Source organism: Myxococcus sp. RHSTA-1-4 (assembly GCF_020037125.1).
Classification (GTDB): domain Bacteria; phylum Myxococcota; class Myxococcia; order Myxococcales; family Myxococcaceae; genus Myxococcus.
In genome coordinates, this window is record NZ_JAIQDG010000004.1 from 88,453 (window position 1) to 108,293 (window position 19,841).

Annotated in this window: 17 protein-coding genes; 7 read left to right on the forward strand and 10 right to left on the reverse strand. The window is 70.5% G+C overall.

Translation table 11 applies throughout. The features are described from left to right. Positions 1–40 precede the first annotated feature (40 nt). Both K8638_RS08055 and K8638_RS08060 read right to left on the reverse strand, forming a co-directional pair. The gene (locus K8638_RS08055) at positions 41–994 is read right to left on the reverse strand and encodes a diguanylate cyclase domain-containing protein (RefSeq protein WP_223753848.1); all 954 of its coding nucleotides are present in this window, start codon (positions 992–994) and stop codon (positions 41–43) included. Positions 995–1,118: 124 nt separating this feature from the next. Beyond that, positions 1,119–1,397, reverse strand: a complete 279-nt coding sequence (locus K8638_RS08060; protein WP_223753849.1) for a glutaredoxin family protein — start codon at positions 1,395–1,397, stop codon at positions 1,119–1,121. Between the two features lie 21 nt (positions 1,398–1,418). On the opposite strand from K8638_RS08060, the gene K8638_RS08065 reads away from it, so the two are divergent. Beyond that, on the forward strand, positions 1,419–2,573 hold the full coding sequence (locus K8638_RS08065) for a DUF4388 domain-containing protein (protein ID WP_223753850.1): 1,155 nt from the start codon (positions 1,419–1,421) through the stop codon (positions 2,571–2,573). Positions 2,574–2,649: 76 nt separating this feature from the next. Here K8638_RS08065 and K8638_RS08070 read toward each other — a convergent pair whose 3' ends face one another. Further along, positions 2,650–4,287, reverse strand: coding sequence for a penicillin-binding transpeptidase domain-containing protein (locus tag K8638_RS08070; RefSeq protein WP_223753851.1), 1,638 nt, complete (start codon positions 4,285–4,287; stop codon positions 2,650–2,652). 180 nt (positions 4,288–4,467) lie between these two features. Here K8638_RS08070 and K8638_RS08075 point away from each other — a divergent pair, with 180 nt between their 5' ends. Both K8638_RS08075 and K8638_RS08080 read left to right on the forward strand, forming a co-directional pair. After that, the gene (locus K8638_RS08075; RefSeq protein ID WP_225937106.1) at positions 4,468–5,355 is read left to right on the forward strand and encodes an ABC transporter permease; all 888 of its coding nucleotides are present in this window, start codon (positions 4,468–4,470) and stop codon (positions 5,353–5,355) included. Next, on the forward strand, positions 5,352–6,263 hold the full coding sequence (locus tag K8638_RS08080; RefSeq protein WP_223753853.1) for an ABC transporter ATP-binding protein: 912 nt from the start codon (positions 5,352–5,354) through the stop codon (positions 6,261–6,263). The genes K8638_RS08075 and K8638_RS08080 overlap by 4 nt, the downstream gene beginning before the upstream one ends. A 39-nt stretch (positions 6,264–6,302) precedes the next feature. Here the strand turns inward: K8638_RS08080 and K8638_RS08085 are convergent, their stop codons facing one another. Beyond that, complete coding sequence (locus K8638_RS08085) at positions 6,303–6,533, reverse strand: sulfurtransferase TusA family protein (RefSeq protein ID WP_223753854.1); 231 nt, start codon at positions 6,531–6,533, stop codon at positions 6,303–6,305. 200 nt (positions 6,534–6,733) lie between these two features. Here K8638_RS08085 and K8638_RS08090 point away from each other — a divergent pair, with 200 nt between their 5' ends. Next, the gene (locus tag K8638_RS08090) at positions 6,734–8,704 is read left to right on the forward strand and encodes a thioredoxin domain-containing protein (protein WP_223753855.1); all 1,971 of its coding nucleotides are present in this window, start codon (positions 6,734–6,736) and stop codon (positions 8,702–8,704) included. A gap of 96 nt (positions 8,705–8,800) precedes the next feature. On the opposite strand, the gene K8638_RS08095 is transcribed toward K8638_RS08090, so the two are convergent. Next, positions 8,801–9,187 (reverse strand): RidA family protein, encoded by a 387-nt coding sequence (locus K8638_RS08095; RefSeq protein ID WP_223753856.1) that lies wholly within the window; start codon positions 9,185–9,187, stop codon positions 8,801–8,803. Positions 9,188–9,272: 85 nt separating this feature from the next. Then, positions 9,273–11,489 (reverse strand): bifunctional (p)ppGpp synthetase/guanosine-3',5'-bis(diphosphate) 3'-pyrophosphohydrolase, encoded by a 2,217-nt coding sequence (locus K8638_RS08100; protein WP_223753857.1) that lies wholly within the window; start codon positions 11,487–11,489, stop codon positions 9,273–9,275. Positions 11,490–11,647: 158 nt separating this feature from the next. Between K8638_RS08100 and K8638_RS08105 the strand changes: the two genes are divergently transcribed. Next, positions 11,648–12,826, forward strand: a complete 1,179-nt coding sequence (locus K8638_RS08105; protein WP_225937107.1) for an FHA domain-containing protein — start codon at positions 11,648–11,650, stop codon at positions 12,824–12,826. A gap of 100 nt (positions 12,827–12,926) precedes the next feature. Here the strand turns inward: K8638_RS08105 and K8638_RS08110 are convergent, their stop codons facing one another. Continuing rightward, the gene (locus tag K8638_RS08110; protein WP_223753859.1) at positions 12,927–14,621 is read right to left on the reverse strand and encodes a serine/threonine-protein kinase; all 1,695 of its coding nucleotides are present in this window, start codon (positions 14,619–14,621) and stop codon (positions 12,927–12,929) included. Positions 14,622–14,737: 116 nt separating this feature from the next. Between K8638_RS08110 and K8638_RS08115 the strand changes: the two genes are divergently transcribed. Then, positions 14,738–15,505, forward strand: coding sequence for an FHA domain-containing protein (locus K8638_RS08115; RefSeq protein ID WP_223753860.1), 768 nt, complete (start codon positions 14,738–14,740; stop codon positions 15,503–15,505). Positions 15,506–15,608: 103 nt separating this feature from the next. Here the strand turns inward: K8638_RS08115 and K8638_RS08120 are convergent, their stop codons facing one another. Continuing rightward, positions 15,609–15,971, reverse strand: a complete 363-nt coding sequence (locus K8638_RS08120) for a TraR/DksA C4-type zinc finger protein (protein WP_169350345.1) — start codon at positions 15,969–15,971, stop codon at positions 15,609–15,611. 127 nt (positions 15,972–16,098) lie between these two features. On the opposite strand from K8638_RS08120, the gene K8638_RS08125 reads away from it, so the two are divergent. Next, positions 16,099–16,980 (forward strand): diadenylate cyclase, encoded by an 882-nt coding sequence (locus K8638_RS08125; protein WP_223753861.1) that lies wholly within the window; start codon positions 16,099–16,101, stop codon positions 16,978–16,980. Positions 16,981–16,990: 10 nt separating this feature from the next. Here K8638_RS08125 and K8638_RS08130 read toward each other — a convergent pair whose 3' ends face one another. Together K8638_RS08130 and K8638_RS08135 are read right to left on the reverse strand one after the other, a co-directional pair. Further along, positions 16,991–17,551, reverse strand: a complete 561-nt coding sequence (locus K8638_RS08130; RefSeq protein WP_223753862.1) for a PspA/IM30 family protein — start codon at positions 17,549–17,551, stop codon at positions 16,991–16,993. Positions 17,552–17,565: 14 nt separating this feature from the next. Further along, positions 17,566–19,836: a vWA domain-containing protein gene (locus K8638_RS08135; protein WP_223753863.1), complete on the reverse strand. Its 2,271-nt coding sequence runs from the start codon at positions 19,834–19,836 to the stop codon at positions 17,566–17,568. Positions 19,837–19,841: the final 5 nt, after the last annotated feature.

Consider the following 19,841-nt stretch of genomic DNA (forward strand, 5'->3'; position numbering starts at 1 on the left):
TCGCCTCCGCTCGCCCTCTGCATCGAACCTCCCGCCATCCTCACACCGACAGCCGGGTAATCCCCCCGACCGTGCGACGAAACTCGCGTGTCCGCCTCAGCTCCTGGAGCGCCGCCCCCAGCAGTTGCGTGGGCGTGCCCACCACGTCCGGGAAGCTCACCGCCCCCAGCTCCAGCGGCGTGCGCACCACCCTGCCCTCCACCTGGAAGCGCGCCGACTCGAAGCGCGCGCTCACCCGTGCCAGCACCTCCGGCACCCCTTCCGCGGGAGTGCCCTGCAGCAGCAGCGCGAACTGGCTGTCACCCACCCGGGCCACCGCGTCCGCCTCGCGCACCGTCTGCCCCAGCACCACCGCGCTGTACACCAGCAGGCGCTCCGCCATGCCGCGCCCATGTTCATTGCGGAAGGCCCCCCAGCCCCCCACCTCCGCCGCGACGAGGGAGAACGTCCCGCCGTAGCGCTCCGCCCGGCGCACCTCCTGGCCGATGAGCGCCAGCAGGAAGGGCCGGTTGTAGAGCCCCGTCACCGCGTCATGCAGCGCCAGCGCCGTGCCGGACTCCTCGCCCGCCGCCGCGCGCAGCACCGCCGCCTTCAGCTTCAACTGGGCGTGCAGCTTCACCGCCAGCTCCGCCGCGCTGGCCGAGCGCGGCACCAGGTCCACGCCCTGCCCCTTCTCCAGGCAGTACCGGTAGGACTCCAGGTCCTGAGGGTCCACCACGTACAGCAGCGGGACGGTGCCATGGCTCACCTGCCGCAACCGCCGCGCCACCTGCACCGCGAAATAATCAGGCCCCTGCGCCGCGAGCAGCACCGCGTCCGGACGGATGACCTCGAACAGTGGCATCGCCGCGTCGAAGCGCGTCAGCGGTACCACCCGGAAGCCGGCCTCCCCCAGGAGCGTCCGGGTCCGCTCCAGGTCCTCCGCCCGTGGCTCGACCACGAGCACGGTGGGCGGCTGACCGGCCTTGCCCACCCGCTTCCGTCTCACGCCCACCGCTCCACCCTCCCCGCCAGAATTTTCTTCTCCACCGCGCCTCCGGCCCGCCCCCCGGATTTACAGTCCCTCGCCCTCCCCTGGCCTCTTCATCTCCCCGGATTTACAGGGGAAGGGCACTGGACTACCCATCCTGGGCAGCGGTTTTAGCAATGGGTGTGCCACCCTGGGCCTCAAGCAGGCGCGCCTCCAGCGCAGCGGCATCCACATGGTGCTTGAAGGTGGGCACGCCGTTGATGACGACGACGGGGATGTCGTAGCGCCACTGGGAGAACAGCGCCGGGTCCTCCAGGATGGAGATGATCCGCAGCTCGAAGGGGATGCGAGCGCGCACGGACTCCACGACGTCGGCTGCCTTGTCGCAGAGCGAGCACTTGGGTTTCGAGTAGATATCGACTCTCATGCGGTGCAGGATGGGCGGCCGATGCGTGGCTTGTCTGGTGACTTCTCGACGATGCCCCTCAAGGACCTCGTCGTCTACCTCGGGAACCGGCGGGCCACCGGTGCGCTGAAGGTGGAGCGTGGGGACGTGCGCAAGCAACTGGAGCTGCGCGACGGCCATGTGGTGAGCGCCAGCTCCAACCAGCCCCGCGAGTTCTTCGGTCAGTTCCTCATCAACATGGGGCACCTGACGGAGGATCAGCTCGAGAAGGCCTTCGGCACCCAGGCGAAGACGCGCGTGTTCCTGGGGAAGATTCTCGTCACGACGGGCCTGGTGCCCGAGGCCACCGTGCGCAGCACCCTGAGCCACAAGTTCCGGGAGATGCTCCTGGACGCCTTCCACTGGAGCGAGGGCCAGTTCGTCTTCGAGGCGTCGGACTCGGCCCCCGAGGTGGCGGGGCTGGACGTCAGCGTGGACCTGCTGGACATCCACCGCGAGGGCGAGTTCCGGGAGACGGCGTGGCAGGCCATCCGGGCGGTATTCCCCTCCGGAGGGGTGCGGCTGTCGGTGGACGAGCGCAAGCTGCCCGAGCGCAAGCCCGGCAGCATGGACGAGCGCATCGTCCAGCTCATCAAGGACGGGCTCAGCATCGACGGCATCGCCCTGGCGCTGCACGCCACGGACTTCTTCCTCTACCAGCGGCTGTACGCGCTCTACCGGCTGGACGCGGTGAAGGTGTCCGAGGCGGCGCCGGAACCCGAGACGGCCGTGGTGGTGGAGGAGGAAAAGGACACGGGTGTCATCGGCTCCGAGTCCTCGTCGGACGAGGTGCTCCAGGCGGCCCGGCTCTTCCTGGACGCGGGCAACGCGCGGGACGCCGAGGCCCTGGCGCGGCGCGCGCACGAGATGTCCGCCTCCCCCCAGACGACGGAGCTGCTGAAGGAGGCCCAGTCCCGGCTCCTGGTGGAGCTGCGCCGCGAGCTGACGGAGCCGCCCCGCGTGCCCACGCTGCTGGTGGCACCCGCGCACCTGAAGACGCTGCAGCTCTCCGCGCCCGAGCGCTACCTGCTGTCACGCATCGACGGCCGGCGCGACGTGGCCGCCATCGTCCAGGTGTCCCCGCTCCAGGAGCTGGACGCGCTGAAGTTCTTCCAGGGCTTCTTGGACCGGGACCTGGTGAAGCTCGCGATGCGCTGAGCGGAGGCGCCCCGCTCCGAGGCCGCTGCCCTGGCGGCCCCCGGTGGAGGCCCGCTCGAAGCAGCCGGAGCCGTGCTCAGTGCTTGCCCGCCGCCGACGCGGGGGCGGTCAGCTCCACCGGCGCGGGCACCCGCTCCAGGCCCAGGCGCAGCGCCTCGCGCCCCAGCCAGGTGCCGCGGATGCGCCACTTCGGGTCATTGACGATGACGGCGGCCACGGCCACGCGCGGGTTGTCCTTGGGCGCGAAGCCCACGAACCAGGAGTAGTCCCGGAAGGGCTCGCGGTCCGCCAGCGTGCCCGTCTTGCCCACCGCGTCCTCCACGCGGAAGCCCCGCTCGCGGAAGACGCCGCGCGCGGTGCCCCGGGTGACGGTCTCCTCCAGCATGGCGGTGAGGTCCCTCGCCGCCTCCGGTGTGAGGACGGGCTCGCCCTCGGGAGGAAGCATGGGGCCTCCCTCCGGCTCCACCAGGATGGGGTCCACCCAGCGGCCGTCATTGGCGGCCACCGAGGCCACCAGGGCGCCGTGCAGCGGGGACAGGTACACGTCGCCGAAGCCCGCGCCGGTGTTGGCCAGGCCGAAGGACTCCTCCGGAATGGCGGCGAGCGACACGTCCGTGGGGACGGAGAAGGGAATCTCGCGGTTGAAGCGGAAGCGGGCCGCCATGCGCCGCAGCGCATCCGCGGTGAGGTGCTTGTTCGTGAGCTTGGCGAAGATGACGTTGGCGCTCTTGCCCATGGCCAGCGCCAGCGAGTAGCAGGCCCCGTCGCGCTCGCTGTCCTCCAGGTGCTTCGCGGACAGCCGCCGCTTGCCGCCGTGGAAGCACTCCTCCATGGACGGCGTCACGCCCGCCTCCAGCAGCGCGCTGCCGGTGACGATCTTGAAGATGCTGGCCGCGGGGAACACCGCGCGCACGGGCAGGCCGCGCATCTCCGGCCGCGCCGCCGAGTGCTCCGCCAGCGCCAGCACGCGCCCCGTGGACGGCTCCAGCACCACGGCCGCGCCGTACGGCACTTCGTAGGAGCGCATGATGTTGGTGAGCGAGGCCTGGAGCACCGGGTCGACGGTGAGCACCTGCTTGCGGCCGTCCTTCTCCTTCACCACCAGCCGCTCGCCCTCCAGCTTCGCGCGGGCCAGCAGGTCCGCGGCGCGAGGCAGCGGCTGGAGCTTCGCGATGGGCGGCGACTTCTCGCGCGAGGGCACCGGCGCGGGCGGCACCAGGCCCGGCTCCGCGGCCAGCGCGGCGAGACCCCCGTCAGGTGAAGCGCCACCCAGCACCGCGGCGGCGGCGGCATGGGACTCGGGAGTCCCGGCGTCGGCGGAGGACTGCTGAGAGGTGGCGCCCCCCATGCCAGAGGTCTGCTGGCCATCGGGTGAGGCAACCCCTGACGGGGTCCGTGCGGCCTCGACGTTCGCGCCCGTCGTTCCGCCCTTGCCGGAAGCCGGGTGGCCATCGTGCGGAGTACCCGCCGGTGCGGTGGCGGCGGCTCCGGCGGTGGCGCTCCCCACGCCGCCCGCGCCGGACGCAGGAGTGCCCTCAGGCGTGGCGACCTGCAGCGAGACGGCGGAAGCCGCGGCGGTGGTATCCCCCGCCCCACTCGTGCCGGCGTCGGCGGGCCCGGCCGTCGTGGCCAGGGGCTGAGGCGCATCGGCCCCGAGCAGGAGGGCGAGGGGAAACAGCGCGGCGGCGGACAGGAGACGGCGGCGGATCGTCATTGCTGCGCGGGGGCTCCGGGGGGCTCCGACGGCTCCGGGCGAGCCTGGGAGTGAGCTGAGCGCGAATCCTACCGGCTGGCGGCGCGCTGTCCATTGACGCTTCCTCGGCCGCCTTTCTCCGGGCGCTGACGTCAGAAACTTGGCTCAAGGGTGCGCGACTCCGCTAGGTTCGCCCACATCTTGGACGGATTGAAAGAGACACTGGTCATCTGGAGCGCCGAGCTGCGCCGGGCCGTGCGGAGCGGCCGCGCGGTGGTGCTGCTCGGCCTCTACAGCATGTTCTCCGCGCTGGTGCTGCTGGTCGTGGGCTGGCTCGCCTCGGAGATTCGCTCCGCGGTGAGCAAGCAGCTCGAGACGGCGGGGGCGGACGCAAACGCGACGGCGCAGGTCGGCGAGGAGATGCGCAAGGGCGTGCTGGGCTTCCTCACCAGCAACGACACCGCGATGATGGAGGCGCTGGCGCAGGTGCCGCTGGAGGTGCTGGTCGTCTTCAAGATCACCCTCTTCTTCCTGCCGGCCTACGTGGCGCTGATGGGCTTCGACCAGCTCAGCGGCGAGGTGGGCCCGCGCTCCATGCGCTACCTCACCGTGCGCGCGCGGCGCTCGTCGGTGCTGCTGGGCAAGTTCCTGTCGCAGGCGTCGCTGCTCGTCGGGCTGGTGCTGCTCATCGACCTGGCCATCTTCATCTACGCGCGCATCGCCAACCCGGACTTCGGCTTCGCCGACGTGGTGCTCAACCTCCTCAAGTTCTGGCTGGCCGCCATCGTCTTCTCGCTGGCGTACGTGTCCCTCACCACGCTGTGCTCCAGCCTCTTCCGCAGCCCCGCGGTGAGCCTCGTCTTCAACTTCATCCTGCTGTTCGTCTTCTGGCTGATGGACACCATCGGCCGTGCCTCGGGGGATGACGGCAAGCTGCGCTTCCTGCGCTACCTGTCGCCCTCGTACTACGCGGGGGACCTCCTGCATCCGAAGCTGGCCGAGTTCGGCGCGAGCGGGGCCGCGTACGCGGGCTTCGCGACCGTCTTCCTGCTGGGCGCCTACGCCGTCCTGCGCGCGAGGGACCTGTGAGCGACCTGGCCATCGAGTTGTTCGGCGTCTCCAAGCGCTTCGGCCCCAAGGTGGCCGTCAACAACGTCAGCTTCTCCGTGCCGAGGGGCGCGGTGTTCGGCCTCATCGGCCCCAACGGCGCCGGGAAGACGACCACCTTCTCCATGATGTGCGGCTACCTCTACCCGTCCGAGGGCTCGCTGAAGGTCATGGACGTGGACCCCGCCACGCCCGGCGCCCTCAAGGGCCGGCTGGGCGCGCTGCCCCAGGACGCGGTGCTCCCGCCCGGCTGGGAGACGGGCGCGCTGCTCACCTACTGGGCACGCCTGTCCGGCCTGGCCGAGCCGGAGCGCGAGGCCCGCGAGGCCCTGGAGCAGGTGGGGCTGATGGAGGCGTGGAAGGTCCAGACGCAGGCGCTCAGCCACGGCATGGCCAAGCGCGCCGCCATGGCCCAGGCCCTCATGGGCCGCCCGCCGCTGGTGCTGCTGGACGAGCCCACCGCCGGCCTGGACCCACGCATCGCCGCGCAGGTGCGCCAGGTCATCCGCGACATGAAGGAGAAGCGGCAGACGGTGGTGGTCTCCAGCCACAACCTCCAGGAGCTGGAGGAGCTGTGCGACGCGGCCGCCATCCTCGACAAGGGCTCGCTGGCCCAGGCCGGCACCATGTCCGAGCTGACCGGCCAGGGCTCCGAGTTCCGCGTGCAGATTGCCCGCGGTGACGTGCTCATCCCGGAGATTGCCGCCCTCGCCGACGTCACCGACGCGCGCATGGAGGGAGAGTCGGTGCTCCGCGTGCGCATCCGCGGCGGCGTCCGCCCCGAGGAGGTCATCAGCCGCGTGGTGGGGCACCTGCTCCAGCACGGCGTGCTCATCCTCGGCGTCAGCCGCGGCCAGCGCCTGGAGGACCGCGTCCTCCAGCTCCTCTGACGGGGCCGGCAACCGGGCGGCCGCCTTCAGGGGCGCCGCTCAGCCCGCCTTGCGCACCCAGCCCACGTAGCTCGTCCCCCGGCGCTCCATGCGGACGAGCACATGGCCCGTGGCCTCACACCACGCCGGGAGGTCTGCTTCCAGGCCCCGATCCGTGGAGATGAGCTCCACCACCGTGCCTGGAGAGAGTCGACGTATGGCTTTGGCGATCTCCAGGATGGGCATGGGGCAGAGCGCCCCCGAGGTGTCCAGGCGGACGTCGGCTTCCATGATCCTCACTCTGACGGAATTTTTCCAAAAACTCCCCTGTTTCCGGGCCCCTAAGGGGGCGTGGTCCCCTCGGATAAGCAGGCCAGTTGGCTTGCGTGTCTTGAAATCCGTCTGTTAAGAACCCCGCCCTCTGCCCTTGTTAAACCCCCACGCTCTCGGGACCGGAGTCGGACCCCATGGCGAAGGAGCATGACCAACCCATGAAGCCCAATGTCATCGTGGCCCTCATCGTGGGCCTGGTGCTCGGTTTCCTCGGCGGCCGCGTCGTCAGCGGCCCCGGGAAGACCGATGGCGCCACGCCCTCCGCGAACGCCCCCACCGCCGCGAAGGCGGCCCCCAGCCGCCGCCCGGTGGACCCCACCGTCTTCAAGGTCCCCATCGACGGCGCCCCCGTGAAGGGCAGCCCGGAGGCCCTCATCACGCTGGTGGAGTTCTCGGACTACGAGTGCCCCTTCTGCAGCCGCGCGCACATCACCGTGCAGAAGCTGCAGGAGCAGTACGGCAGCAAGCTCCGCGTGGTGATGAAGCAGAACCCGCTCTCCTTCCACCCGCGCGCGAAGCCCGCGGCCATCGCCGCCATGGCGGCCGGTGAGCAGGGCAAGTACTGGGAGTACCACGACAAGCTCTTCGCCAACCAGAAGCAGCTCGATGACGCGTCCCTGGAGAAGTACGCGCAGGAGCTGGGCCTGGACATGAACAAGTGGAAGGCCGACCTGGCCAACCCGAAGTTCCAGGACACCATCCAGAAGGACCAGGCCCTGGCCAGCCAGCTCGGCGCCAGCGGCACCCCGGCCTTCTTCATCAACGGCCGCTTCCTCTCCGGCGCGCAGCCCATCGACAACTTCCGCGCCCTCATCGACGAGGAGATGAGCAAGGCCGAGGCCCTGGTGAAGGAGGGCATCGCCGCCTCGCAGGTGTACGCGAAGATCATCTCCAAGGGCACCGAGAAGGCCGCCCCGAAGCAGAACCCCGCGCAGCAGGCCGCCGCCGCCGTCCGCAAGGTGGACGTCCCCGCCGACTCCCCCGTCTTCGGCCCGGCCAACGCCAAGGTCACCATCGTCGAGTTCTCCGACTTCGAGTGCCCCTTCTGCAGCCGCGTCACCCCCACGCTGACGAAGATCAAGGAGAACTACGGCAAGGACGTGCGCGTGGTGTTCCGCCACCAGCCCCTGCCCTTCCACGCCAACGCGAAGCTCGCCGCCGAGGCCTCCATGGCCGCGCACGAGCAGGGCAAGTTCTGGGAGATGCACGACAAGCTGTTCTCCAACCAGAAGGCCCTGGACCGCGCCTCCCTGGAGAAGTACGCGCAGGAGCTGGGCCTGAACGTCGGCAAGTTCAAGGCCGCCCTCGACAGCGGCAAGTTCAAGGCGAAGGTCGAGGCCGACATGGCCGCTGGCAGCGCCGTGGGCGCCAACGGCACCCCCACTTTCTTCATCAACGGCCGTGAGTTCGTCGGCGCCCAGCCGTTCGAGAGCTTCAAGAAGCTCATCGACGAGGAGATTGGCAAGGCGGACGAGCTGCTGAAGAGCGGCACGACGCCCGAGGAGCTCTACGGCAAGCTGCTCGCCAAGAACATCGCCGCCGCCCCCGCCGCTCCCGCCCCGGGCGCTCCGGCCGAGCCGCCGGTGCAGAAGGTGGACGTGGGCAACGCTCCGGTGAAGGGCGCGAAGAACGCCCCCGTCACCATCGTCGCCTTCTCCGACTTCGAGTGCCCGTTCTGCAGCCGCGTGCTGCCCACGCTGAAGCAGATCGAGGAGCAGTACGGCAACAAGGTGAAGGTGGCCTTCAAGAACCAGCCGCTGCCCTTCCACCAGAACGCCAAGCCCGCCGCCGCCGCCGCCCTGGCCGCGCACGAGCAGGGCAAGTTCTGGGAGATGCACGACAAGCTCTTCGCCAACCAGCGCGCCCTGGACCGCGCCTCGCTGGAGAAGTACGCGCAGGAGCTGGGCCTGAACATGAACAAGTTCAAGGCCGACCTCGACAGCGGCAAGTTCAACGCGCAGATCGACGCGGACGCCGCCGAGGGCCAGCGCCTGGGCGCCAGCGGCACCCCGACGTTCTTCATCAACGGCCGCACGCTCGTCGGCGCCCAGCCGCTCGAGGCCTTCAAGCGCGTCATCGACGAGGAGCTGAAGAAGGCCGGCGGCGTGGTGGCGGCCGAGGCCAAGTAGTCCCGCTGACGGCCCTCCGGGCCTGAAGCACCAGAGGCCGTCGGACCTTCGCGGGTCCGGCGGCCTCCGTGCTTTTCAGGGGTGTGACTCGGGCCTTCAGGAGACGGCGATGGCGTCGATCTCCACCTTGGAGCCGCGGGGGAGCGCGGACACCTGCACGGTGGCGCGGGCCGGGGGCGCGCCGGTGAAGTAGCGGCCGTAGACCTCGTTCACCCGGGCGAAGTCACCCAGGTCGGTGAGGAAGATGGTGCAGCGCACCACGTGGGAGAAGTCCAGGCCGCCCGCGGCGAGCACGGCCTTCAGGTTCTCCATCACCCGCTCGGCCTGCGCGACGACGTCACCCTGCACCATCTCCATGGTGGAGGGGTCCAGGGGAATCTGGCCGGAGAGGAACGTCATCTTCCCAGCGTCCACCTGCACCGCCTGGGAGTACGGGCCAATGGCCTTGGGGGCCTGATCGGAATGGATTGCCTTGCGAGCCATGCGGGCACCTCGGAAGTAGAGGGGCGGCCCCGGTTCGGGTGGCCGCCCACTGTTTCCGGGGCGCTCTACCACAAGCCGGGCGCGGTCAGATGCGCTCGACGGAGTAGACGCCGTTCAGACGCTCGATGGTGCGCATCAGGTCGGTGAGCTGCTTGAGGTCGGAGATGGTGACCTCGAAGGTGTTCACCGCCCGGTCATCCCCCGTGGCGCGGCAGTTGGCCTGGGAGATGTTGACGCCCTTCTTGGAGAAGGTGTTGGAGATGTCCGCCAGCAGGCCCGGCCGGTCCGCCGTCAGCACGCGCAGGGTGACGGGGCGCTTGAAGTCTCCGCGCACGTCCCATGTCACGTCCACGCGCCGCTCGGGGTCCGTGGCCAGCGCCTTCTCACAGCCGACCGTGTGTACCGTCACTCCCCGTCCCCGGGTGATGAAGCCGGCGATGGGGTCGCCGGGGACGGGGTTGCAACACCGTCCGAAGCGCACCAGCACGTCGTCCACGCCGCCAATCTGCACGCCGCTGCGGTTGCTGCGGCCCACCAGCTTCTTCGCCAGGTCCGTGACGCGCGACAGGCCGGGCAGCATGGAGCCGCCGCTCAGCGTGTTGGCGCCCGCGGCGCCCGAGGCGTCCCCCTTGGCGCTCTCCACCGCGGACAGCTTCTCCTGCGGTACCAGGCGCTGCACCAGCTGCTGCGGCGTCACCTTGCCGTAGCCGATGGCCACCAGCAGGTCGTCCTCCACGCGGAAGCCCAGCTCCTCGGCGACCTTCTTCATCTCCCCGGACTTGAGGAGCTTGTTGAAGTTGAGCTGGAAGCGCTTCAGCTCGCGGTCCGTCAGCTCGCGGCCGAGCTGCAGGCTCTTCTCGCGCTGCTGCTGCTTGATGAAGCCGCGGATGCGCTGCTGGGCGCGGCTCGTCTTGACGAAGGTGAGCCAGTCCTTGGACGGGTGCTGCTGCGGGTTGGTGAGCACCTCCACCGTGTCCCCGTTCTTCAGCTTGTAGCGCAGCGGGACGATCTTCCCGTTCACCTTGGCGCCCACGCACCGGTTGCCCACGTCCGAGTGGATGGCGTAGGCGAAGTCCACCGGCGTCGCGCCGCGCGGCAGCGAGCGCACGTCGCCCTTGGGCGTGAAGACGAAGACCTCGTCGGTGAAGAGGTCCACCTTCACCGTCTCGAGGAACTCCTTCGGGTCCTTCAGGTCCTGCTGCCACTCCATGAGCTGCCGCAGCCAGGCGAACTTCTCGTCATCCTTGGAGATGACGGCCTTGCCCTCCTTGTACTTCCAGTGGGCGGCGATGCCCTCCTCGGCGATCTTGTGCATCTCCGAGGTGCGGATCTGCACCTCCACGCGCTCGCTCAGGGGCCCAATCACCGTGGTGTGCAGCGACTGGTACATGTTGGGCTTCGGAATCGCGATGAAGTCCTTGAAGCGCCCCGGCACCGGCTTCCACATCTCGTGCACCAGCCCGAGCGCCTCGTAGCAGGAGGGCACCGTGGGGGCGATGATGCGGAAGGCGATGATGTCGTGGATCTGGTCGAAGTCGATGCCCTGCGCCTTGATCTTCTTGTAGATGCTGTAGACGTGCTTGAAGCGGCCGCTCACCTCGCCCTTCAGCCCCCGCTCCGCCAGCTTCGAGCGGATGAGGTCGCACGTGTCCTCGATGTACTTCTCGCGCTCCTTCTTGCGCTTGTTCAGCTTCTCCTGGAGGGCGAAGAACTCCTGCGGCTTCACGTAGCGGAAGCTCAGGTCCTCCAGCTCTGTTTTGATCCAGGAGATGCCGAGCCGGTTCGCCAGCGGCGCGTAGATGTCCAGGGTCTCCTGGGCGATGCGCGCCTGCTTCTCCTCGGACATGTGGTCCAGCGTCCGCATGTTGTGCGTGCGGTCGGCCAGCTTCACGAGGATGACGCGGATGTCCTGCGCCATCGCGATGATCATCTTCCGGAAGTTCTCCGCCTGCTTCTCCTCCTGGGAGAGGGTGGCGGACGCGGAGAACTTGGACAGCTTGGTGACGCCGTCGACGAGCTGGGCGACCTCGGCGCCGAACAGCTCGGTCAGCTCCTCGGCCGTGGCCAGGGTGTCTTCAATGGTGTCGTGAAGGAGGCCGGTGACGATGGACGCCTCGTCGAGCTTCAGCTCTCCCAGGATGCCCGCCACCTCGAGCGGGTGGACAAGGTAGGGCTCGCCAGACTTCCTCAGCTGGCCCTGGTGGACCTTGGCCGAGTAGACGTAAGCCTTCTTGATGATGTCCAGGTCAGGGTCCGGGTGATACGAGGAGACCCGTTGGAGGATGTCGTTCAGGCGGATCATCGAGGGAGGGTCAATCGTAACTTTGCCCCCATGGGGGGGCAACGTCGCCCCACACTGGGGTGTTCCAATTCACGTCCGGGATTGTCGGGCCTATCCCACTCCACGCGTTCGCTTTCGTTGACCCGACGTTTTTCGGGCCCCTAAATTCGCGCTCTCCCATGTCACAGCTCCTGCTGTCCGCTCTCGCCGTGGTCTGCCCGAACTGTGACGGGTATAACTCGCCTCGCTCGGCCTCCTGCGCGCTATGTGGCCAGGCGCTGGGGGAAGCCTCCCCCGCCCGCCCGCCCGCTTCCAAGCCCGCCGTGCCGGCGGCCCGTCCCACCGCGCCACCGGCCGCCGGTCGCCCGGTGGCGGTGTCCACCTTCCCGGGCCCCAGGGCCGGTGAGCCGGGTGCCCACGTCACCCCGCCCCCTCCGAGCGCCATCCCCCCCGGGCTGCGCCCCTCCGCGCGCACCCCTCCGCCCACGGCGGCGGGACTGCAGGTGGAGCGTCCCGCCCGCGCCCCGGCCCATCCGGGAGCCCCCGCCGTGGCGCCCGTCGCCGCGCGGGGACCGGGCGGTCCGGCGTCGGTGCCTCCGGGGCCCGCGGTCACCCGTCCCCCACCCCCGGTACCCGACAGCGCCATGCCCGCCAGGGGGGGGCCGCCTCCCGCCGGTGCCGCGCCCGCCGCGCGCCCGGCGCCTCCGGCGGCTTCCCGGTTCGGGCTGGCGGTCATCTCCGGCTCCTCGCGGGGCCAGCGCTACAAGCTGCCCGTCACCGGCTGCGTCGTGGGCCGGCAGCGGGGCGCCATCCTGTTCCCGGACGACGTCTTCGTCTCGCCCCTGCATGCCACCTTCCTGGTGAAGGACGGGGCGCTGTTCGTGCGCGACGAGTCGAGCGCCTCGGGCGTATTCGTCGCGGTCGCCGGCACCGAGGCGCTGGCGCCGCGCGCCCTCTTCAGCGCGGGCCAGCGGCTGTTCCGCTTCACGGGCCGGCTGGAGCTGCCTCCGCCCGCGGCGGGCCGCCCCGCCATCTACGGCGCGCCCGTGCCGCTCGGGCAGGCCGTGTACGGCGTGGAGGAAATCCTGGTGGGCGGGCGCGCGGGCCGTGCGGTGGTGACGGCGGCGCCGCTGCTCACCCTCGGTCAGGCACACTGCGACCTGAGCTTCCCGGGAGACGAGGGCCTGGCTGGCCGCCACTGCGAGCTGTCCCCCACCCCCACCGGGGCCCTGCTGAGAGACCTGTCCGGCGGACTGGGCACGTACGTGCGGCTGGCGGCGGGAGTCGAACGCCCCCTGCGCCCCGGAGACCGCGTCCGGCTGGGACAGCACGTGCTCCAGGTGGAGAACCTGGGCTGAGCCGGCTCCGCCCGGGGCGCACGAGCCTCCGGCGGAGACGTTTGGACCGAGCCCCCTCCCGCTTCGGTGCGAGACAGCCTCCGCGCGGGGCCGCGCGCCGTCAGGGCGCGGCGGGCCGGGCGATGGGCCCGCCCAGGTGCTCCTCGATGACGGGGCGAGCCTTGGAGTTGGGCACCTCGCGCAGGTGGCGGTTCCACCAGCTCCGGGCCTCCTGCACGTCCGGGTTGGGGCGATGCCAGTACGCGTTGCCCAGCTTCAGCGCGAGCTCCGGGTCTCCGCTCAGGCTGAAGGCCTCGAGGTACAGGGTCGTCGCGAGCCCCACGTCCTGGCGCTGGAAGGCCCGGTCGCCATCGAGCGTGAGCTGCCCGGCGCGCTCCACGTTGCGCTCCCCGGCCGAAATCTGCCGGTCATAGAGCGGAACCTCGGCGCTGCTGCTGGACGTGGCTCCCGGCACCGGCGCGTTCTTCGGCAGTGCGTACGGCAGGTCCTGCGTCCCGCTGCCGGCGCCGTATGTGAAGTAGTAGGCGAAGAAGCCCACCGCCGCGACCACCAGGAGGATGGTCAGCGACTTGAAGAAGAAGGCCACCCCACTGCCGCCCGACCCGGAGTGGGTGGGGACGATGGAGTCGGTCTGCTCCGCGGTGGCGGGAATGTCATTGGTGTCCGCGGGCAGCGGCGCGAGCACGCCCGGCAGCGCGCGCACCGTGGCCTCCACCGTCACCTCGTTGTTGTCCCACCCCGGCACGGTGGTGTCCCGGCCGTCGCCCATCGGGCCGCCCGTGGACTTGCGCGGCAGCGGGGCCAGCACCGCGGACGGCTGCGCGCGGCGTGGCGCGGCGTCCGCACGGCGGCGCTCCTTGTCCACGGCCAGCAGCTCGGCCTTGAAGGCCTCGGCGTTGGCCGGCCGGTCATCCGGGCTCTTGGAGAGGGCGCGCAGAATCAGCCGCTCCATTCCCGGGGAGATGCGCGCGTCCGGCCGGCGCCGCGTGGGAGGTGGCGGCTCCTCGGTGAGGTGCTTGGTGGCGAAGCCCACCGCCGAGTCCGACTCGAAGGGCAGCAGCCCCGTCATCAACTGGTAGAGGATGACGCCCACCGCGTACAGGTCCGAGCGGTGGTCCAGCGCCGAGCCCCGCGCCTGCTCCGGGGACATGTACTCGGGAGTGCCGCACACGAAGCCCGCGCGGGTGAGCGCCGGCCCGTCGTCGGTGGAGTCGGTAATCTTCGCGATGCCGAAGTCCAGCACCTTGACGAAGTCGCCCTCCTTGCGGCGCTCCACCATGATGTTCTCGGGCTTCAAGTCGCGGTGGATGACGCCGGCGCCGTGCGCGTCCGACAGCGCGCTCAGCACCTGGGTGACGAGGCGCACCACGCGCGCCTCGCCCAGCGGCCACTCGCGGCTGAGGATTTGATGCAGGTCCTGCCCCGCCACGTACTCCATCGCGATGAAGAGCGCGCCGTCCTCGGCCTGGCCGAAGTCCAGCACGCTGATGGAGTTGGGGTGGTTGAGGCGGCTGGCGGCCTTGGCCTCGCGCTGGAAGCGCTGCACGGTGCGCTCGTCCGACAGCAGCGTCTGGCGGAGCACCTTCAGCACCACCACCTTGTCCAGCGCGAGCTGGCGGGCCCGGTACACCTTGCCCATGCCTCCCTCGCCGATGAGGGCCTCCACCCGGTACTTCAGGGCAATCGTCTTGCCGACGTACTCGTCCGCGTCGGCCGCGCGCACGAGGGTGGCGCCGCAGGCGGGACAGAAACGGGAGGATTCTCGGGCATCAGCGCCGCAGGAGGGGCAGTACAAGTCGACGTTCCCCAAGGGGGTGGGGCCCGGACTTCACCACGTCGCTCGGGTGACGGGCAAGCCGCGCACAAGGCGAGCAACCCGGCCCGGCCCCTGGTAGAACCCCCCAGAACGCCATGGACGCCGTGGAATACTGCCCCCGCTGTGACACCGAGAATGCCCGGGACGCCACCGTCTGCCGGGCGTGTGGCTCCCCCATCCGCTCCGGGACGATGGTGATGGCCGTGGCCAGCGTCTCCGCGCGCCCGCAGGTCTCCATCCGCGTGGTGCGCGCCGACGGAGGCCCCGAGTCCGTCGTCCGGATGCAGCGCGACACCCTCACCTGCGGCCAGCAGGGAGAAATCGCCCTGCCGGACGACCCCTTCATCATGCCCGTCCAGCTCCGCTTCTTCTTCTCGGGAGCCCGGCTGGCCGTGGAGGACGTGGGCGGCGCCAACGGCGTCTTCATCCGCCTGCGCCAGGAGCGCGAGCTGTCCCCCGGCGGCGAGCTGCGCCTGGGCCGCCAGCGCCTCGTCCTGGAGCCCATTCCCGCCGCGGCCATGGGCCCGGGCGGCACCCAGGTGTGGGGCTCACCGGATCCCGGCTACCGCCTGCGGCTGGTGCAGCTGCTGGAGGGTGGACTGCGCGGCGCGGCCTTCCCCCTCCGCGAGGGAGACAACCTGCTGGGCCGCGAGCAGGGCGACCTCACCTTCCCCACGGACGGCTTCGTGTCCGGGCGGCACGCGGTGCTGCAGGTGCGGCAGGACCGGCTCCAGGTGCGGGACGTGGGCTCGTCCAACGGCACCTTCATCCGTCTGGCGGGCCCCACCTTCGTGGACAACGGGGACCACTTCCTCATCGGCCGCCAGTTGCTGCGTGTGGAAATCCAGGCGCCCATGGCCTGAGGCGCCTGGCGGCATCCGGACGTCGCTACCGCTACGGTGAGACGCCGGCTGGGAGCCGGGCCGCACGGGGGAGCCCCCCGCGCGGCCCTGGGCGCCCCGGCGCTCAGCCGTAGGACTTCTCCTTCTTCTCCTGCTCCTCCTTGCAGCGGATGCAGAGCGTCGTCACCGGACGCGCCTCGAGCCGCTTGGGGGAGATGTCCTCCTCGCAGCGCTCGCAGATACCGAAGGTGCCGTCCTCGATACGAGCCAGCGCCTTCTCGATCTTCTGCAGGAGGAACTTCTCACGGTCGCGCAGGCGAAACACCATCGACTGCGCATATTCGGAAGAGGCCAGGTCGATCTCGTCCGGGAGGTCGTCCGTGTCGAAACTGGACTCCTCCACCAGGGTTTTCTTGGCGCTCTCGAGCAGGCTCGTCTTGCTGTCCTCGAGCATCTTCTTGTAACGCTTGAGATCTTTCTGGTTCACAGCCTTCGCTCCAGTCCAGCGAGGGTTTGGGGCCCTGTCCCCTAAAAAAAGGGCCCGAAAGCTTTATTCATGTACCCTTCGGTGTCAAGCTGACCTGGGTGCAGACTGTGGGTGAAGGGAGGGGTTCTTGACCGAGAACACGAAGTTCGATCGGGAGTTCCTGCGCTCGGCCCTCTCGCTAGCGGGCAAGAGCGAAGTGGATCACTTCCTCTACATCTGCGACACGCCCATTCCTCCCGAGGAGCTCCGGGGCAGGCCCGCTCGGAAGAAGCTCGTGTATGCGGTGACGCTGGACAAGCTGGCGCAGGAGCACCTGGCGAAGAAGACGCGGGCCCTGGTGATTCCCGCCTACGACTACTCCCGCACCGAGCGCGTGAAGGTGGCGCTCGTGTCCGCCCTCTCCCAGGGAGCATTCAAGGAGGGCGACCTGGTGCTCTGCATGACGGGCAAGGTGAGCCGCCCGCCGGACACGCTGATGCAGATGCGCATCGGAGGCTCGCTCGACGACCGGCTGGCCATCGAAGGCGTCAAGCTGGGCGAGGAGTTCAACTCGCAGGTGGTGGACGCGCTCATCCAGCTCGCCCTGCAGATTGGCCAGGAGGGCTTCGAGGGCCATCCCATCGGCACCATCATCACCATCGGTGACCACACCACGGTGCTGGAGAAGAGCCGGCAGATGACCATCAACCCGTTCCAGGGCCTCTCCGAGGCGGAACGGAACGTGCTGGACCCGAAGATTCGCGAGGCCATCAAGAACTTCTCCGTGCTGGACGGTGCCTTCGTCATCCGCGAGGACGGCGTGGTGCTGGCGGCGGGCCGCTACCTGTCCGCCACGGATGACGCGGTGAAGATTCCGCTCGGCCTGGGCGCCCGGCACGCGGCCGCCGCGGGGATTACGTCCACCACGCACTGCATCGCGCTGGTGGTGAGCCAGACGTCCGGCGCGGTGCGCCTCTTCAAGGGCGGCAACATCGTCCTGGAGCTGCACCAGACGGCGCGCCGCACCTGACGCGCGCGGGTCAGCCCTCCTTCTCCCGCAGTTCCTCGCGGTAGATGTCCGCCAGGGCATGGGCGCGCTCCACCTCGTCGCGGGCCGCGTCCACCACCAGGGCCTGCTCGAAGCGGGCCACGCGCTCGCGCAGGGCCTCGGTGACGATGCCGCCCACCGTGAGTCTCGCGGCGGCGCTCTCCCGCTCCCGGCGCAACTCCGCCACGCGGTCTCCCAGTTCGGCGGCGGCCTCCAGCAGCAACCGCGCGTCCGAGTCCGCCCGCTCCAGCGAGTCACGCGTGGAGCCCAGCAGTGCTTCCGCCTGCTCCCGGTCCCGCTTCAGCACCGCCACGGCCCTGGCATCCCCCTTGCCTTCCGCGATGGCGCGGCGCGAGGCGATGTCCTCCAGGCGGCGCGTGTAGCGCTCCACCGCGCGAGACAGGTCTCCCTTGAGGGCCAGCAGCGTGGCCGCGGACTTGCGGACCTCGGCCGCCTGGCGCTCCAGGTTTTCGAGGAGTTGGTCCAGGGCGACCAGCGGGTCCGCCGGCCGGGAGGACTCCTTCTTCTGCTTCTTGAAGAGGCCGAAGAACATGGGCGTCCGCAAGCCTAGCTGAAGGGCCGGCACAACAGCCGCACCCGTTCGAGGGCCTCTCGCACCGGAGGCCCACCGGCGGACAGGGCGGACAGGTAGCGGGCCGGGGTGAGTCCGTACACGGACAGGAGGTGCTGCAGCAGCACCACGCTCTCCGACGCGCGCCGGTCGGCGGGGGCCAGCGAGGCCGCCTCCACCAGCGCACCGAGGATGTCCACCACGCGATTCACGCCGTCCGGGCCGGGCACCTCCATGCCGGGAGGGGCGGAGGGAGTCTCCGGGAAGAGCGCATCGAAGGAGGCCTCCACCGCCACCTGCGCGGGCGAGCCCCGTCCGGCCGCCACGGCCTCCAGGGCCTCCAGGTGGGGCGAGAGCAGCTCCAGGGCCTCCACCGTGGCGGGCACGTCCCCCGGCAGCAGCGTGCGCCAGGGGGTGTCGAACTCGGTGCGCGCCCACTGAATCTCCTCGTCGGAGAGGTGGTGGTAGAAGGCGCGGCCTCCGGCGGCGCGCTGCTCCTTCACCAGCATGCGCAGGTCCGGGTTCTCCTCGCCCAGGGAGATGAAGCTCAGGGCGATGTCCAGCGCGCCCATGGGGGCGCGGGTGCGGCGGATGAGCTCCAGGTCCACGCGGTCCTCGCCGTCGGTGATGAGCACCACGGTGGCCCGGGCGAGATACGGGTCCCTCCCCTGCGCGGCGCGGATGGAGTCGAAGGCGGACATCAGCGCGAGCGTGATGTCCGTCTGTCCCTCGGCGGGAGACTCCCGGAAGAGCTTCTCGATCTGCCGGGTGGCCTCGACGGCGGTGTCCACGCGGGCCAGCTCGGTGGGCACGTCGTTGAAGAAGCTGAAATAGAGAGGGTCGAACTGCTCGCCCCGGCGCGCCTTGACGCGCAGGTTGTTCAGCTCGGCGATGACGATGGCGTCGCGGAAGCGCGCGCGGCTGCCGTGCATGGAGCCGGAGGCGTCGCAGACGTAGACGCGCACCGCGGTGCGCTTCACCTTCCGGGGGCGGGGCGGAGGCTCGTCCTCCAGGTACGCTCGCACCAGCTGGCGGTTGGCGGCCAGGTCCTGCAGCAGCATCCGAGGGTCGGAGATGACGAAGTTGTGCACCTCGTGCAGGCTGCCCGTCGTCTCGAAGGTCATCGTCTGGGTGGGGTACGGCACGCGCCGGGGCACGGGCCGCGCCGCCTTCGTGTCCGCCAGGACGATTTCTTCCGAAAGGGCGTCCTCCACGTCGAAGTAGCGGGCACAGCCGGCGGCCAGCTCGAAGGTGGAGAGCTGCTCGGGGTTCAGCGAGAAGGCCAGGTCCGCCAGCAGCTCGTCCGGGCGCGGGGGCGCGGCCTCTCCCCCGCCCTCCTCGGGCGTCTCCCCGAACCAGTGCGCCAGCGAGTCCCGCTCCGCGCGCTCCACCAGCGACGACAGCTGCTGGCGCTGGGGCAGCAGGGGCTCCAGGGCGGTGCGGGCGGCGCTCGCCAGCTCCGCGTCCCCGGCCTCCAGCGCCCGCTCGTACAGCCCTCGTAGCGAGCGGTACGCCACCTGCGGCTCGCGCCGGGCCGTGTGCCGCACGTGCCGCAGCAGCTCGTCCAGGGAGCGCACCGCCGGCACCGAGCGGGCGCGCTCGCGGGCCTCCACCACCTGGCGGCGCAGGGCCAGCCCGCGCTCCCGGTCATGGTCCGCGCCCAGGCGCAGCAGCAGCTCGTGCGCCAGGTCCAGGTCCCTGCGCTTCTGCACCACGTCCCCCGTGTTCTCCCGGGCGCGCTCGGCGAAGTACTCGGCCGCCGCCAGGCGGGCGCTGGTGGGCGGGCGGTCCTTCCGCGTCACCTCCGGGCGCACGTAGATTTCGAACGCCTCGTCCGTGTCCTGGGAGGGCGGCCGGGAGAACAGCTCCGCCACCTTCACCGCCCGGGCGAGCTTGACGAAGGCCTTCTCCAGCAGGGTGAGCGCGCCCGGCGGCGGCTCCCCCGCGCGCCACGCCCGCTCCACGCGCAGCACGCACTCCTCCAGCTCCTCCAGCGCCTGCCGCGCCCGCTCCTGGAGCCCCTGGGCCAGCGCCCCCGCCCGGCCCTTGCGCACGCCCAGCTCCCGCAGGAGCTGCGCGTCCGCGGCGGTGTGGACCCCCACCCTGTCCAGCTCGCGGTCCAACGCCGTGAGCACCGGCAGGGCCAGGTCCTCCGGGCTCCGCGCGCGGCGGCCCAGCGTCCACCCCCGCCAGCCGCCCGGCGCCGGCGCGGGCTGGCGCAGGGCGTCCAGGCGCCGCCGCAGCTCGGTGAGTCGCCGCGCCAGCACGCTCA